We start from the raw sequence: 16,333 nt of genomic DNA, 5'->3' as shown, positions 1-16,333 counted from the left end.
CGTCGTTTCTTCAAGCCCGGCGGCTGATCGCCGGGTCAATCCTCAACACATTCGTGGCTTTCTATGAAAAAGTTGAAGTTTCGCAAAGTGCTCATCGTTGTCGTGTTGTTGGTTCTGGCAGCGGGTATTGCCTACAGCGTCCAGTCCCCGGAAAAGGCTCCGGAGTACCTGACTGCCAAGGTCGAACGCACCGATATCGAAAACTCGGTGCTGGCCAGCGGGGTGCTGCAGGGCATCAAGCAGGTTGACGTCGGCGCGCAGGTCTCGGGCCAGCTCAAGTCTTTGAAGGTCAATCTGGGCGACAAGGTCAAACAGGGTCAGTGGCTGGCGGAAATCGATCCCGTGGTGCTGCAGAACACTCTGCGCCAGTCGCAGGTCAACGAACAGAACCTGATCGCCCAGAAGGATGCGGCTGTCGCACAGCTCAAGGACGCCAAAGCCATTTACCAGCGCTACAAGCAACTGCGTGCGGATGATGCGATCTCGCAAAAGGACTTCGATACGGCGCAATCGGACTTCGAGGTCCGGAGTGCCAACCTGCGGTCGCTGGAAGCCCAGGTGCGCGACGCAAGAATCCAGATCGAGACCGCCAGGATCAACCTGGGCTACACCCGTATCGTCGCGCCGATCAGTGGTGATGTGGTGGGTATCGTGACGCAGGAAGGTCAGACTGTGATCGCCAGCCAACTGACACCGGTGATTCTCAAATTGGCGGATCTGGACACCATGACCGTCAAGGCTCAGGTCTCCGAGGCCGACGTGATTAATATCACCCCCGGGCAAGAGGTGTATTTCACCATCCTCGGCGATGCCGAAAAACGCTATTACGCCAAGCTGAAAGGCACGGAGCCAGCGCCGCAAAACTTCCTTGATGCGCAATCCAGCACCGCCAGCAAACCGAACAGTGCGGTGTTCTACAACGCATTGTTCGACGTCCCCAACCCTGATCACCGCCTGCGTATTTCGATGACCGCCCAAGTGCATATCGTGCGTGAAAAGGCCAAGGACGTGTTGACTGTCCCTGTTGCGGCCCTGGGCGACAAGAATGGCGACGGCAGCTTCCCGGTGCGTGTGGTGGACGCGCAGGGCCAGGCCCAGAGCCGCAATGTGCAGACCGGCATCAACAACAACGTGCGGGTCGAGATCAAGAGTGGCCTTGCCGAGGGTGACCAGGTGGTGATCGGTGAACCGTCGGCTACACCAGCAGCAGCGGGGGCCTGACCATGAGTCGAGCTCTTCTGGAACTCAACGGTGTCACCCGTCGTTTCGTCGCCGGCGAAAAGGACTTCATCGCGCTTAATGACATCAACCTCACGATCAATGCCGGCGAACTGGTTGCCATTACCGGGGCCTCGGGTTCCGGCAAGTCAACGCTGATGAACGTGCTGGGCTGTCTGGACCACCCCAACAGCGGCAGTTACAAGGTCGACGGGCGTGAAACCGGTACGCTTACCGATGATGAGCTGGCAGAGCTGCGTCGCGATCACTTCGGTTTCATTTTCCAACGTTATCACCTGTTGCCGCACCTGGCGGCGATCCAGAATGTCGAAATGCCAGCTATCTACGCAGGCACCGGCAAGGGCATGCGCGTGGAGCGCGCGCAGAAGCTGCTCGAGCGTCTGGGCCTGTCCGGGCATCTGGAGCATCGGCCAAGCCAGTTGTCAGGCGGCCAGCAGCAGCGGGTGAGTATCGCCCGGGCCTTGATGAACGGCGGCGAGATCATTCTGGCCGACGAACCCACTGGCGCCCTCGACAGCGTGAGCGGCAAGGAGGTGATGAATATCCTCCTGGAGCTCAACAGCGCCGGACACACCGTGATTTTGGTGACTCACGACGAGAAGGTGGCAGCGCACGCCGAGCGCATCATCGAGATGCGTGACGGCGAGATCATCGCCGACCGGGTCAACACCGATCGCCCGATCATCAACGAAAAAACCACCGAGCGCCTGCCGACCAAACCCAGGCAGGGCAACCGGCTGATGGCTAACATCGGCCTGTTCCAGGAAGCTTTCGTCATGGCGTGGGTGGCGCTGATCTCGCATCGCATGCGCACGCTGCTGACCATGCTCGGGATCATCATCGGCATCACCTCGGTGGTGTCGATCGTAGCGATCGGCGAAGGGGCCAAGCGCTATGTGCTCAAGGACATCCAGGCCATCGGCAGCAATACCATCGAGGTGTTCCCAGGCAGTGACTTTGGCGACACCAAGTCCATGGATATCCAGACCCTGGCGCTGTCCGATGTGGCGGCGTTGAGCAGTGAGTACTACATCGACAGCGCCACACCGAATATCGGCCGCAACCTGCTGGTGCGCTACCGAAATATCGACGTATCGGCGACGGTGAGCGGGGTCAGCCCGAGCTACTTCCAGGTGCGTGGCACGAAGATGGGCCTGGGGGTGGGTTTCAACAAGGATGACGCCCGGCGGCAGGCACAGGTGGTGGTGATCGATCACAACACGCGGATTCGCCTGTTCGGTCCCAAGGTCGACCCGCTGGGCCAGGTGATCCTGGTGGGTAACCTGCCGTGTACGGTGATCGGCGTGACCGAGAACAAGAAAAACATCTTCGACACCAGCAAGAACCTGAATATCTGGATGCCCTACGAAACCGCCTCCGGACGCCTGCTGGGTCAGACCTACCTGGACGGCATCACCGTGCGGGTCAAGGACGGACAGCCAAGCAAGGTGGTCGAGGACAACGTAAACAAGCTGTTGCAAAAGCGGCACGGGACCAAGGACTTCTTCACCTACAACCTCGACAGCGTGATGCAAACGGTGCAGAAGACCAGTCAGTCGCTGGCCCTGTTGCTGTCGTTGATCGCGGTGATCTCGCTGGCGGTCGGCGGCATCGGGGTGATGAACATCATGCTGGTGTCGGTCACGGAACGGACGCGCGAGATCGGCATTCGCATGGCCGTCGGGGCACGCCAGTCGGATATCCGTCAGCAGTTTCTGGTGGAGGCGGTGATGGTCTGCCTGATTGGCGGCGTCATCGGCATCAGCCTGTCGTTCGTGATCGGCTATGTGTTTTCACTGCTGGTCAAGGAGTGGCAGATGGTGTTCTCCCTGGGCTCGATTGTCACTGCGTTCATCTGCTCGACATTGATCGGCATCGTGTTCGGCTTCGTACCGGCACGTAACGCGGCACAGCTCGATCCGATCGAGGCACTGGCACGGGATTGACAGGGGGATTGCAGGACAAGGATGTCCTGCCCAGTGGAGAAGGGCGCGTGCGCGCGACCGCGCACTGACAAGCGCTTGCTGCCGGTGGAGTCAAAACGATCGGCTTATTACATCCAGGCAGGAAGCCAAAGGGGGAAATGCTGCTCGCGAGACTGGCGCAGTCGACGGGTAGCTATCGTCTGCGCCAGCCTCTCTGGCAAGCTGTTGCGAGGACTCAGCCTACCGCGCTGACACTGGAAACCCGAGCCGCGCTACTGCTCTTGAGGGACTGTTCGAAGCGGTCGAGGATCATGCCCACTTCCGACTCGGTAATGTTCAATGGTGGCAGGAAGCGCAGGACTGCACTGTTGCGTCCACCGGTCTCGATGATCATGCCGTTGTTGAAGCACTCCAGCTTGATCGCCCGCGCCCGTGCGCCATCGCCAGCCCCCGGACGTGACCCGTTGGTCGGCTTGACGATTTCCACACCGAGCATCAGGCCACGACCACGAACATCGCCGATAAACGGGAACTGCCGGGCGATGTCCTCCAGCCCGCTGTGCAATTGCTCACCCCGGCGCGTGGCATTGCCGACCAGATCGTGCTCCTTGATATGACGCATGGTCGCAGCCCCGGCCACCATTGCCACCTGGTTGCCACGGAAGGTACCTGCGTGCATGCCAGGGCCCCATGTATCCAGGTGCTCGGCATAGACGATCACTGATATCGGGTAACCGCCACCGATGGCCTTGGACAGCACCAGAATATCCGGCGTTATCCCGGAGTGTTCGATGGCAAACAGGTTGCCGGTACGTCCGAGGCCGGTTTGCACTTCATCGATAATCAGCAAGATCCCGAGCTCATGGGTGATCTCCCGCACGGCGCGCAGCCACTCGGCCGATGCTGCGATGCAGCCGCCTTCGCCCTGGATCACTTCGACCACCACCGCCGCCGGTTTGGGCACGCCGCTCTCCGGGTCACTGAGTACAGTGCGGATGTACTCGATGGAGAGGCGGTCAGTATGTTCACCATCGGTGCCGAACGGGCAGCGGAAGCGATAGGGGAAGGGCAGGAAGTGGGTGCCCTGGGCCAGCAGGCCTGCCTTGGGGTTGAGGTTGCCCATGGCCGACAACGCACCAGCGGTCATGCCGTGATAACCCCCGTGGAAAGACATCAGCGGCGAGCGCTGGGTGTAATGACGGGCCAGTTTGATTGCGGCTTCGACCGCGTCTGAGCCGCTGGGGCCGCAGAACAGGATTTTGCTGTTGTCACGCATGCTGGCAGGCAACGTTGCGAACAGTTCTTCGACGAAGGCGTGCTTGGCCGGTGTGGCCAGGTCAAGGGCCTGCTGCAGATGATCACTGTTCAGAAATTCGATCACCGCTTCACGGACCACCGGTGGGTTATGACCCAATGCAAGCGTGCCAGCGTTGGACAGGCAGTCAAGGTATTCCTGGCCGTTGGCGTCCTTGACTCGCATGCCTCTGCCGCTGACAAACAGCTGCTGGAAGGTCGCTGCGTAGGTGCGCGCATTCGACTCCAGTTTCTTGAGATTGCTTAACTCTTCCATAGTCGATCCCTTGGTGGCACAGGTACGGATTCATTGATACTCGCTTCGAGCAGAGCCCGATTCTGTAAGAACCTCAGGGTGATCGCCAACTTATCGCCGTGGGACTGTCCCCGTATTCCACGACAGACTTCCTGCGGTCTCAGGCGTTAAATGCATGCTACGAAAGGGATTTATGGCGCTGTAAGAAACCTTGCGACAACGCTCCTGATCGTCCGGATTCTTGCCCCGTTGCTTCCTTTCTCAAGACGCCACTGTTCCGGAATCTTCGAGAGCTTTATGTCTATTGGCAAACCTGCTGGCCACTTCCTGTTGTCGACGCTTCTGGTCTCATTGCTGAGTGGCTGTACATTAGGCCCGGACTACCAATTGCCTGCGGTGAAGGTTGCCAGCCAGTGGCATGCGCCGCTGCCCCATGGCGCGTCGATGGTCGGACTGCAGGATTGGTGGCAACAGTTCAATGACCCGGCACTGGCAACCCTGCTGCGTATGGCACAGGCAGACAGCCCGTCTCTCGATAAGGCTCTGGCACGCATTGCCCAGGCACGCGCGACGCTGGACGGCAGCGTTGCCGACCGGCTGCCGCAAGTAAGCGGCGGCGTGAGCAAGTCACGCGCCGGCATCAGGCAGAGCGGGGTGCGCCAGAGCGGTAAGACCTCCGGGGCAACCCTCGATGCATCCTGGGAACTGGACCTGTTCGGCAAACTGCGACGCACCGACGAGGCGTCGCGCAATCTGCTCGAGGCACGTGTCAATGACTGGCATGACGCTCGTGTATCGCTGGCCGCCGAGGTCGGTGATGACTTTGTGCAGTACCGCGGCTGCCAGATGCTGGTGAACGCTTACCGTGATCAGGCGCAATCCCAGGAGCAGACCGCACGCCTGACTCGCGTATCGTTTCAGGCCGGGTTTACCGCAGCAGCCGACTCATCGTTGAGCGACGCCAGTGCGGCATCCAGTAATGCGACCCTCATCAAACAGCAAGGCGAGTGCGATGTGCTGCTCAAGAGCCTGGTGGAGCTGACCGGCAGCGACGAGGAACAGGTACGAGAAGTGCTCAGCCATAATCCGGCGAGACTGCCGCAGCCTGCGTTGCTGGATGTTCGGGAAATACCTGCCAACCTGTTGCGCCAGCGCCCGGACCTGGCGTCCAGCGAACGCGAACTGGCCGCCGCGAATGCGAAGATCGGCGCTGCCCAGGCTGATCGTCTGCCCAGCCTGAGCCTGGTTGGCTCGTTCGAGGTGGGGACCACCACCGGAGTATTCAGCCGCGAATGGAGCCTCGGCCCGCAACTGACTGTTCCGCTGTTCGACGCAGGCAAGCGCCGGGCGGCAGTGGACTCGGCGCGGGCAGATTATGACTCGGCGCTGGCGACCTACCGGCAAACCCTGCGCACAGCGGTAATGGAGGTCGAGCAGGCGCTGGTGCGCCTGGACGCGGCGCGGCGTTCGCAAGCCAGTACGCAACGGGCCAGTGAGGGTTATGAAGCGTCGTTCCAGGCCACAGACCGCAACTGGCAGGCCGGCAATGCCAGCCTGCTGGACCGCGAAGAGGCTCGACGCTCGGCGCTGTCGGCAGAAATCGAATTGATCACCGTGCAACAAAATCAGGTTCGCTACTGGATTGCCCTGTACAAGGCCCTGGGCGGTGGGTGGCAGGACAGTCGCGAAGGTTTGGCCGGTGAAACACCGAAGCGGGGCGGCGTATGAGGAAGATACACGTTTATGGGCTGCTGACGCTGGCGGTGTTGGGCGTTTCGGGCTGGCTATTGTCTGGCCGCGCAGAGCCGCCCCCGGCCGCTGCGGCGCCGCCGGCCACCAGCCTGACGGTGGAGGCAGTGCAACCGCGCCGCGAAGACTGGCCGCAGGAACGGGTGGCCAGTGGTGCGCTTGCGCCGTGGCAGGAAGCCGTGATCAGTGCAGAGACCGGAAGCTTGCGTATCGCCAGCCTGAAGGCTGATATCGGCGATCAGGTGAAGAAGGGCCAGGTTTTGGCGACCCTGGCCGATGACAGCGTGCTGGCCGAGGAAAACAAGCAGAAGTCGGCGGCCGCCCAGGCCACTGCGCAACTGCAGGAAGCCCGCTCCAATGCCAGGCGGGCGGCCTCGGTAGGGCAGAGCGGCGCCCTGTCCGAGCAGAAACTGGAAGAGTACCGGGTCAAGGTGCAGACCGCCGAAGCTGACCTGGCCTCGGCGAATGCCGATCTGCGCAGCATCCGGATCAAGCTTGCGCAGACGCGCATCGTCGCGGTGGATGACGGGATTATCTCCGGGCGCAAGGCCTTGCTTGGCGATGTGGTATCGGCGGGCAGTGAAATGTTCAGGATGATCCGCGATGGCCGCATCGAGTGGCAGGCGGAACTGGATGCCCAGCAACTGCCAGGCGTTAAGGCCGGTCAGCTCGCCCGTGTGGCGCTGCCCGGTGGTATTGAGGTGCAGGGGCGCGTGCGGCTGGTCTCGCCAATGCTCGACAGCAAGACCAGCAGGGCGCTGGTCTATGTCTCCCTGCCGGTGGGGTCTGTGGCGCGCGCCGGCATGTACGCCAGCGGTCGCATCGAACTGCCGTCCAGCCCGGCGCTGACGGTTCCGGACACCAGCGTGATCCTGCGCGACGGGCGCTCTTATGTGTTTGTGCTGGGCAAGGACATGCGCGTCAGCCAACAGGTGGTCGAGGTCGGAAGACGTCGTGGATCGGCGCTGGAAATCCTCGGCGGCCTGGCAGAGCAGGCACAGATCGTCCGTAGCGGCGGGGCCTTTCTCAATGACGGGGCCAGCGTGACACTGGTCAACGCCGAGGCCCGTGTGCAATGAATATCTCCGCGCTGTCGATTCGTTACCCGGTCCCGGCGGTCATGCTGTTTTTACTGCTGACCCTGTTTGGTTTCCTCGGATTCGAGCGCCTCGGTATTCAGGACTTTCCCGACACCGATCTGCCTGCAGTGGTCATCAGTGCCTCGCTGGAAGGGGCCGCTCCCGAACAACTAGAAACCGAAGTCGCGCGCAAGCTCGAAGACAAGCTGACCTCGTTGCGTCTGCTCAAGCATGTCACCACGCAAATTACCGAAGGCAGCGTCCTCATCAATGTCATCTTCGACATCGACAAGGATGGCAACGAAGCCCTCAACGAAGTACGCAATGCGGTGGACAGCGCTGCGGCTGAATTGCCCGCCAATCTCGACACGCCATCGGTAACCCGCCTGACCACCAATACCACGGCATTACTGACCTATGTGGTCGATGCGCCACGTATGGACGAAGAAGCGTTGTCATGGTTTGTCGACAATGAGTTGAGCAAGCAGCTGCTGACCGTACGTGGTGTCGCAAAGATCAGCCGCGTGGGCGGTGTGGACCGCGAAGTCCAGGTTGACCTTGATCCGGCGTTAATGGCCGGCCTGGGTCTGAGTGTGACCGACATCGCGGATCGTTTGCGGGCGATGCAGAAAGACAATTCCGGCGGCCAGGGCGATCTGGGCAGCGGTCAACAGGCGCTGCGTGTCCTGGGCGGCATTGACGACCCGGCGGCGCTGGGCGCCATCCGCATTCCCGTCAGCGATGGACGAATGCTCGCAGTGCAGCAACTGGCAACCGTGCGTGACACCCATGCCGAGCGCAACACCCTGGCGTATCGCGACGGCAAACCGGTGATTGGCTTTCAGGTCATCCGCTCCCTGGGTTTTTCCGACGTCGGCGTGACCAGGGATTTGCGTCAGGCAGTCAATGAGTTCGCCATACAACACCCTGATGTGCGTATCGAAGAGGCGAGTAATGCCGTCGAGCCGGTGATGGAAAACTATCGCGGCTCCATGGCCCTGCTCTACGAAGGGATGTTACTGGCGGTTTTGGTGGTCTGGTGGTTCCTGCGTGACTGGCGGGCGACGATTATCGTGGCCACGGCACTGCCTTTGTCGATCATCCCGACCTTCGGCGTGATGTATTTTGCCGGCTTTAGCCTCAATACCGTTTCGCTGTTGGCGCTGGCGCTGGTAATCGGCATTCTGGTCGACGATGCCATTGTTGAGGTCGAAAACATTGCGCGACACCTGCGCATGGGCAAAACCCCGCGACAGGCCGCGATTGAGGCGTCCGACGAGATCGGCCTTGCGGTATTGGCAACCACCGTGACCCTGGTCGCGGTATTCCTGCCGACCGCTTTCATGGGCGGGATTTCCGGCAAACTGTTTCGCCAGTTCGGTGTGACGGCCAGCGCTGCGTTGATGTTTTCGTTGCTGGTCGCCCGTCTTCTGACGCCGATGATGGCGGCGTATTTACTCAAGCCACGTCCGCATGGCGAGCATGACAGCGGTTTGATGAGACGTTACCTGGGCTGGATTCACACCAGCCTGAGCCGCCGCAAGACCACCATGGCCATTGTTGGTGCTTTGTTTATCGGCTCGCTGGCGCTGATCCCGTTGCTGCCGACCAGCTTTCTGCCTGCCCAGGACATTGCCAGCAGCACCGTCGGCCTGGAACTGCCGCCCGGCAGCAGTCTGGCTCAGACCGGTGAGGTTGCCTTGCAGGCTGAAAAGCGTTTACGCGCGATTCCTGAAGTGGCCCACGTGTTCATCGCGGCAGGCAGCGGCGAAACGGGCGGTGCAGGTGATCGCGATGCGAAACTGACCGTCGATTTGCTGCCGCGTGACCAGCGCGCACTGAAACAATCCCAGGTGGAAGCGAGCATGCGTGAAAGTCTGCGCAGCTTGCCTGGTGTGCGGGTGACGGTCGGCGGTGACGCCAGCGGCGAACGGCTGGACATCGTCCTTGCCAGCGATGATGGCGATTTGCTGGAGCGGACTGCCGCCGCGCTTGAACCGCAGTTACGCCAGATAAAAGGCATCGGCAACGTCACCTCAAGTGCTGCAGTACAACGGCCGGAAATCCAGATGCGCCCGGATGTTGTCCGCGCGGCAGAGCAGGGCATCAGTAGCCAGGACATCGCCGACACTCTGCGCATGGCCACCTATGGCGAATACAGTTCGTCCCTGGGCAAGATCAATCTGTCCCAGCGCCAGGTCAATGTGCGGGTGCGCATGCAGCCGCAAGTACGTACCGATCTGCAAAGCCTCGGTCAGTTAAGGGTCACCGGGCGTGATGGCCAGATAGCACTGGCGTCGCTGGGCGAGCTCAGTATGGGCAGCGGCCCCGCGCAGATTGATCGTATCGATCGCTTGCGCAATATCACGCTGTCCATCGAACTCAATGGCAGCAACCTGGGCGAAGTGATGGAGCAGGCCAGGCAGTTGCCGGTCATGCAGAACCTGCCAGCGCAAGTAAAACTGGTGGAGCAGGGCGAGTTGCAGTTGATGAGCGAGTTGTTTGGCAACTTCAGCCTGGCGATGGCCGTCGGCGTGTTCTGTATCTACGCGGTACTGGTGCTGCTGTTCCATGACTTTATGCAGCCGCTGACAATCCTCTCGGCGCTGCCTCTATCGTTGGGCGGCGCACTGTTGGCACTGTTGATCGGCGGGATGAGTTTTTCCATGGCGTCGGTCATCGGTTTGCTGATGCTGATGGGGATCGTGACCAAGAACTCGATCCTGCTGGTGGAGTACGCAATCATGGCCCGCCGTGCACCGACCGTGAGCCGCTATGACGCGTTGATCGACGCCTGCCACAAACGCGCCCGACCAATTCTAATGACCACCATTGCAATGGGGGCGGGCATGTTGCCGACCGCATTGGGATGGGGTGGCGAATCAGGTTTCCGCCAGCCGATGGCGGTGGTCGTCATCGGCGGACTATTGGCCTCGACCGTACTAAGCCTGTTGGTAGTGCCCGTTATCTTTACTTATGTCGATGATGGTCATGAGAGGCTTAAACGTTTGTTCCGCAGACCTTGATAAAACAGTGTAATCCGCCATGGCGGCATGCGCCCGGACAGGGATAAGCACCAGAGAGAGTACTTCGCATTTCGATACGTTTCCTCTCTGGATTCCACTGAACGCACCCAGCGCAGCAGTGCCCGCGTTCATCTAATCACCACTTTTTTAGTCCGTTCCACCCTAGGCCTGTTCATAAAATCCAATCCATGCCGATAAAGTCAGGGATCGCGAAAGGTTAGAGTGCCATGAACAGCACTCCCCAGCCTTGCGGCCTGTAAAGCTCACGACTTGACGGCAGATAGCCACTACACAGCGGCACCGTTACTTGTTGTTATCGGCAGGTTCCACTCTGGCGCAGAAATGGCTGACCATTTCTGTAGTGCAACGAACCGCTTATAGCAAACGTGCGCAAAATCCACGTGTAACTACTTGCCTCTAGTGCAGTAGGGCTCTCGGACAGAAGTGACCCCTTACTTAAAGATGATGGATAATCAATGAACATGATAAATCGCACCAGTTTCGCTAAAAAACTCATGGCCGCGTTCATCGTTTGCGCCATGATCACATTGGCTGTGGGTGGTTTGGGGATGCTCGGTATCAACCGGCTTTCCGATGCCCTTGAGCTGACATTCTCGAATAACCTGGTTTCAGTGGCCAACACCAACGAGACGATGACCGCCCTGACCACTCATAACCGCGGGCTTTACCGTTTGCTTGATGCCAAGGATAAGGCCACGGCTGAGAAAATGCGCCAAAGCATCAACGGCGAGCTGGAGCGTGCGCAGAAAGTCTATGCCATCTACCGCGCGACTCCGTTGGAGGACGATGAACGCGCAGCGGGTGACCAGTACGACGCCTTGATGCCGGCCTACATGTCTGCTTCCCAGAACATCTTTGACCTGCAGCAGGCAGGCAAACTGGAAGACGCGCGCAATCGCCTCAACGCACTGGCGGAAGGAGAGTTCAACAAGGCTCGCGGCTATCTACAGATCATGATCGACTCCAACAAGCGCCAGATCAAAGAGGGGGCAGAGGCCGCTGACAGGTTGCAAAGCACCTCGGTATTCATGCTGACCGCGGGTATTGTCATCGCGTTTGTGGTGGCGATCATGTTGGGTATTGTGATCACTCGCATGATTACCGGACCACTGAGAAGCGCTATCGAAGTTGCACAACGTATTGCATCGGGTGACCTGACCCAGAGCGTTTCCAGCACCCGAGGCGATGAAGCGGGGCATCTGCTCAATGCGATCGGCACGATGCAGGGCAATTTGAAACGAACGATTCAGGAGATTTCCAGCGCGTCCGATCAGCTTGCCTCCGCTGCCGAAGAGCTTGGCGCAGTCACTGAAGAAAGCACCCGCGGCCTTACTCGGCAAAATGACGAGATTCAGCAGGCTGCAACGGCGGTGAACGAAATGACTGCTGCCGTGGAAGAGGTAGCCCGCAATGCGGTATCTACGTCGGAGGAGTCCAAAACACTGGCAACCGACGCCGCTAACGGTCGTGGCCAGGTAAATGACACCGTTAAGGGCATCGGCACGATGGTCAGCGAAATTACCGAGTCGACAGGGTCTGTGACAACACTCGCCGGCCACGTCCGGGATATCAGCAAAGTGCTCGAGGTCATCCGCAGCATCGCCGAACAGACCAACCTGCTGGCGCTGAACGCCGCCATCGAGGCAGCACGCGCCGGCGAACAAGGCAGAGGGTTTGCCGTAGTAGCCGACGAAGTGCGCGCGCTTGCACACCGCACTCAGGCTTCAACGGTGGAAATCGAAGGCATGATCGGTACTGTGCAGTCCGGCGCCGACGGTGCGGTCGCGGCCATGAGCAAAAGCCTGGCAACGGCCACCAACACCCAGGAACTCGCGCAGCGCGCCGGCAGTGCGCTGGAAAAAATCACCAGCGGCGTGGGGATGATCAACGAGCGCAACATGGTGATTGCCTCGGCGTCCGAAGAGCAGGCCCAGGTCGCACGCGAAGTGGATCGCAACCTGGTCAACATTCAGGAGCTGAGTGCCCAGTCGGCGGCAGGCGCCAATCAAACGAGCGCATCCAGTCAGGAACTGTCACGGCTGGCGACTTCGTTCAACACCATGGTTGCGCAGTTCAAGCTTTAACGGGCTTGTGCAGGTGTATTCCCGGTCTGGTCGTCTGGACCATTTGGGCCGGGAATACACGCTGCTTTCCTTTGCTTTTCTCTTGTTTCAGGGTTGACCTCGCCAGTTCGCGGGGCCGAAGCGCATGAGAGTGATATGAGTCTGGTCTCGACGCTGAAGACGAATAGCGACCAGATGCGAAATATCTTGAAACATTCGTGTCACATACCGAGTCAATGGAATAACCCTCTTCAAGGTTTTCCAATGAAAACGCCTCGCCCCGACACCCGTCTCAAATCCCTCATCAACTTGCGCAATTTAAAGATGGCGCGGTCTGCGCACGCGTTCGTGCGAGGCAATACCGCCCAGTTCTATGAGTGGCTTCACAGTCAGTCAGGCAGACGTCTGCCCAGCGGTCCGCCGGTCTGGATCTGCGGAGACTGTCATGCCGGCAATCTGGGGCCCACGGGGGACTCGAGAGGGCGCATCGACATGCATATCCGCGACCTCGATCAAGCCGTCATCGGCAATCCTGCCCATGATCTGGTGAGGCTGGGATTGTCGTTAGCGACGGCTGCTCGTGGCTCGGATCTACCCGGTGTCACCACTGCAAGAATGCTGGAAGAGATGATGCAGGGCTACGAAGAAGCGTTTATGGGCGACGACGATGAAGAGCCCGATCGTCCTGCGCAAGTGAAAGCCGGAATGCGTAGCGCGGTGCAACGCACGTGGAAGCATCTGGCCAAGGAACGCTTCGAAGGTACGCAACCGACCATTCCGCTGGGCAAGCATTTCTGGCAACTGTCGCGTGCGGAACGCGATGCGATCAAGGCGCTTTGTGAGACGCCGGAGATTCATGCGCTGGTGACCTCGCTCAAAGGCAGGTCCCAGGATGACCGTGTGCGCTTGCTTGACTCCGCCTATTGGGTAAAAGGATGCAGCTCTCTGGGGCTGCTTCGCTATGCGGTGCTGATGGGTGTTGGCGATGAAGAGGATGAAGAGTTCTGCCTGCTAGACGTCAAGGAAGCCGTCGCAGCAGCGGCCCCACGTACGGCGAGGGCTCGCATGCCCAGAGACAACGGCAAACGGGTTGTGGAAGGCGCCCGCAACCTGTCGCCCGGCCTGGGTAGCCGAATGGTTGCCGTGCGCATGCTGGATCACTCGTTCTTCATTCGTGAGCTGCTTCCTCAGGACATGAAGCTGGAACTGGATGAGCTCACTGAGCAAGAGGCCATGCAGGCCGCAGCATATCTCGCAAAAGTGGTTGGTAACGCCCATGCCAGACAGATGGACCTGGCCACACGTGCGGCGTGGATCAGGGATCTGCAAAGCAATCGGTCCGAGACCCTGGACGCTCCCTCCTGGCTATGGTCGAGCGTCGTTCAACTGGTCGGCAGTCACGAGCAGGGCTACCTTGAGCATTGTCGGCGCTACGCGCTGTAGCGCCTTATGAATGCCGAGATGAGCGGAACAGAATTCAGTTAATCGATATTCCGCTCATATTCTTCGGGAACGCATAAGGCGGTCAGCGCCAGGTACTTATCGGTTATGGCGCAGAATGGAGAAGTTCAGCGCCGCTGCCACCGAGAGCCAGACCAGATAGGGGAACAAAATCAGCCCGGTGATGATGTCCAGTTGCAAGGCCATTACGATCATCGCGGCAACCACGATCCACAGCAGAACCAGAATCACCATCGCAGCAACCAGGCGGTTCGCACCAAAAAATACCGGCGTCCACAACGTATTCAGGGCAATTTGAGCCGCCCACAGGGCCAGCACGATCTCGCTGCCGGGGATCAGCGTCAGGCGATAGCCTGCCCAGGCGAGAAGCAGATAAATCGTCGTCCACGCCACCGGAAACGCCCAGTCAGGTGGGGTGAAACTCGGCTTCTTAAGAGATTCGTACCATGCTCCTGGCTTGAAGATGATGCCGGTTGCTCCGGCGGCGCAGCAGGCTAGAAGGAAAATGAAGAAGGTCATGGGTTGTCCTGGGGCGAGGGCTTATGAGGCTGATCGGTGGTAGCGATACCCAGGTTGGACGCCTTTGCGTTGAAAAGGTCCGTTTTTTTGATGTGAGGGGCAGGGCGAGGAAGGGTCGATCCTCCAGCTCGCCCCGTGGGGCATACCCGGCGCCTCGATAAAGTCTGCCGAGGCGTGCCGTTTAAACGGTGGTTTCTACCATGTAGCCCTGCGTTTAAGCGCTTATTGACGGCCTCACGGTGCTGTAATAAGCCCTTTATGGCCAGATGCCCGGTACACACCACAGTGGTTGGCGCCGTATCGGTGGGCAGGCCGGATCGGGCTCTAGCAACACGTCACTCTTCTGAACTCAGGTGGATAACCAGAACATGCCAGCACCTTTAACTCCCGTGCATACCTCTGCAGATCTGCCGGCGCAGGCCGATGTGGTTGTGATCGGCGGCGGTATCATCGGCGCGTTTACCGCCTATTACCTTGCCAGGCGCGGCATGAAGGTCGCGCTGGTTGAAAAGGGCCGCATAGGCGCCGAGCAGTCAAGCCGTAACTGGGGCTGGTGCCGCCAACAGAATCGCGATGCGCGTGAACTGCCGATGGCCACCAAAAGCCTGGAACTGTGGGAGCAATTCGCCGAGCAATCCGGTGAACAGACCGGCTTTACACGTTGCGGCTTGCTCTACCTGAGTAACAACGACCAGGAGCTGGAAGGGTGGGCGCGCTGGGGCGAGTTTGCGCGCACTGTCAACGTGCAGACCCAGATGCTCACCGCCGAGCAGGCCGCCGAACGGGGCAGGGCGACGGGCAAGCCTTGGAAAGGCGGGGTGTTTGCGCCCACCGATGGCATTGCCGACCCTTCCCGCGCAGCCCCCGCAGTCGCGCGCGCCATCATGGCACTGGGCAGTAGCGTTCATCAGGACTGCGCCGTGCGGGGCGTCGAGACCGAAGCCGGTCGATTATCGGCAGTCGTCACCGAAAAAGGCACTATCCGCACCCGGCTCGCGGTGCTTGCCGCAGGCGCCTGGGCATCTTCGTTCTGCCGCCAGTATGGTATTCGCTTCCCGCAAGCGACGATTCGTCAGACCGTGCTTTCGGTCACCGCCCCGAGCCAGGAAATTCCCAGTGCGCTGCATACCACCGGCGCGCCCATGACCCGCCGCTTTGATGGCAGTTACACGCTGGCGATCAGTGGCCGGGGTCGAGTCGATATCACGCCGCAGTTGCTAAGGTTCTCTACGCAATTCCTGCCAATGTTTCAGCGTCGCTGGCGCAACCTTGCACCTGGGGGGCTGGAAGGCTGGCAGGCTGGCCACGAAAGCTTGAAGCGCTGGCGCCTGGACCAGCCCACGCCGATGGAGAGAATGCGCATTCTCGACCCAAGCGCTGACGCCTCCGCAGTTGCGCTGACTTACAAGCGCGCGGTGGAATTGGTGCCGGCACTGCAGGGTACGTCGATCAAGGCGTCCTGGGCCGGTTACGTGGACAGTACGCCGGACGGCGTTCCCGGTATCGGCGAAATGGCCAGCCTGCCGGGGTTGGTGATCGCGGCCGGGTTCAGCGGGCATGGCTTTGGTATTGGTCCGGGCGCGGGTCATCTTATTGCCGATATTGTCAGCGGTGTGAGCCCCATTGTTGATCCGCGGCCTTATCACCCGGACCGTTTTCAAACGTCCGCCTGGGGCAAGGTGGCGGACTTTTGAGCTGAAGC

General features: G+C 60.1%; 10 protein-coding genes and 1 pseudogene. 9 read left to right on the top strand and 2 right to left on the bottom strand.

Features of this window, described 5'->3' with window-relative positions:
• The first annotated feature begins 63 nt into the window (after positions 1 to 63).
• On the top strand, positions 64 to 1,221 hold the full coding sequence (gene macA / locus KBY02_RS06770) for a macrolide transporter subunit MacA (protein ID WP_225650051.1): 1,158 nt from the start codon (positions 64 to 66) through the stop codon (positions 1,219 to 1,221).
• A 2-nt stretch (positions 1,222 to 1,223) separates the two neighbouring features.
• Complete coding sequence (locus KBY02_RS06765; RefSeq protein WP_011267827.1) at positions 1,224 to 3,185, top strand: MacB family efflux pump subunit; 1,962 nt, start codon at positions 1,224 to 1,226, stop codon at positions 3,183 to 3,185.
• 214 nt (positions 3,186 to 3,399) lie between these two features.
• Here KBY02_RS06765 and KBY02_RS06760 read toward each other — a convergent pair whose 3' ends face one another.
• On the bottom strand, positions 3,400 to 4,734 hold the full coding sequence (locus KBY02_RS06760; RefSeq protein WP_011267828.1) for a diaminobutyrate--2-oxoglutarate transaminase family protein: 1,335 nt from the start codon (positions 4,732 to 4,734) through the stop codon (positions 3,400 to 3,402).
• Between the two features lie 276 nt (positions 4,735 to 5,010).
• On the opposite strand from KBY02_RS06760, the gene KBY02_RS06755 reads away from it, so the two are divergent.
• The 6 genes and pseudogenes from KBY02_RS06755 to KBY02_RS06735 all read left to right on the top strand — a co-directional run bounded on the left by KBY02_RS06755 (position 5,011) and on the right by KBY02_RS06735 (position 14,094).
• Positions 5,011 to 6,441, top strand: coding sequence for an efflux transporter outer membrane subunit (locus tag KBY02_RS06755; protein WP_024651665.1), 1,431 nt, complete (start codon positions 5,011 to 5,013; stop codon positions 6,439 to 6,441).
• Positions 6,438 to 7,541 carry an efflux RND transporter periplasmic adaptor subunit gene (locus KBY02_RS06750; RefSeq protein WP_096135967.1) on the top strand — a complete coding sequence of 368 codons (1,104 nt, stop codon included), beginning with the start codon at positions 6,438 to 6,440 and terminating at the stop codon, positions 7,539 to 7,541. Before KBY02_RS06755 ends, KBY02_RS06750 begins: the two co-directional genes overlap by 4 nt.
• On the top strand, positions 7,538 to 10,567 hold the full coding sequence (locus KBY02_RS06745; protein ID WP_225650050.1) for an efflux RND transporter permease subunit: 3,030 nt from the start codon (positions 7,538 to 7,540) through the stop codon (positions 10,565 to 10,567). The genes KBY02_RS06750 and KBY02_RS06745 overlap by 4 nt, the downstream gene beginning before the upstream one ends.
• A gap of 476 nt (positions 10,568 to 11,043) precedes the next feature.
• Positions 11,044 to 11,814 (top strand): annotated as a pseudogene (locus tag KBY02_RS26420) (MCP four helix bundle domain-containing protein); the annotation flags it as partial.
• Positions 11,809 to 12,672, top strand: coding sequence for a methyl-accepting chemotaxis protein (locus tag KBY02_RS26415; protein ID WP_374954521.1), 864 nt, complete (start codon positions 11,809 to 11,811; stop codon positions 12,670 to 12,672). The pseudogene KBY02_RS26420 and the gene KBY02_RS26415, both read left to right, overlap by 6 nt.
• Positions 12,673 to 12,915: 243 nt before the next feature.
• Positions 12,916 to 14,094 (top strand): DUF2252 domain-containing protein, encoded by a 1,179-nt coding sequence (locus KBY02_RS06735; protein ID WP_011267844.1) that lies wholly within the window; start codon positions 12,916 to 12,918, stop codon positions 14,092 to 14,094.
• Between the two features lie 96 nt (positions 14,095 to 14,190).
• Here KBY02_RS06735 and tspO read toward each other — a convergent pair whose 3' ends face one another.
• Positions 14,191 to 14,631 (bottom strand): tryptophan-rich sensory protein TspO, encoded by a 441-nt coding sequence (gene tspO / locus KBY02_RS06730; RefSeq protein WP_024642940.1) that lies wholly within the window; start codon positions 14,629 to 14,631, stop codon positions 14,191 to 14,193.
• Between the two features lie 368 nt (positions 14,632 to 14,999).
• Between tspO and KBY02_RS06725 the strand changes: the two genes are divergently transcribed.
• The gene (locus KBY02_RS06725; RefSeq protein ID WP_225650048.1) at positions 15,000 to 16,325 is read left to right on the top strand and encodes an NAD(P)/FAD-dependent oxidoreductase; all 1,326 of its coding nucleotides are present in this window, start codon (positions 15,000 to 15,002) and stop codon (positions 16,323 to 16,325) included.
• Positions 16,326 to 16,333: the final 8 nt, after the last annotated feature.

The organism is Pseudomonas sp. P129, assembly GCF_020312195.1.
Classification (GTDB): Bacteria; Pseudomonadota; Gammaproteobacteria; order Pseudomonadales; family Pseudomonadaceae; genus Aquipseudomonas; species Aquipseudomonas fragariae.
Note: the sequence above shows the minus strand (reverse complement) of the source record. Positions and strands in the feature narration are given on the sequence as shown.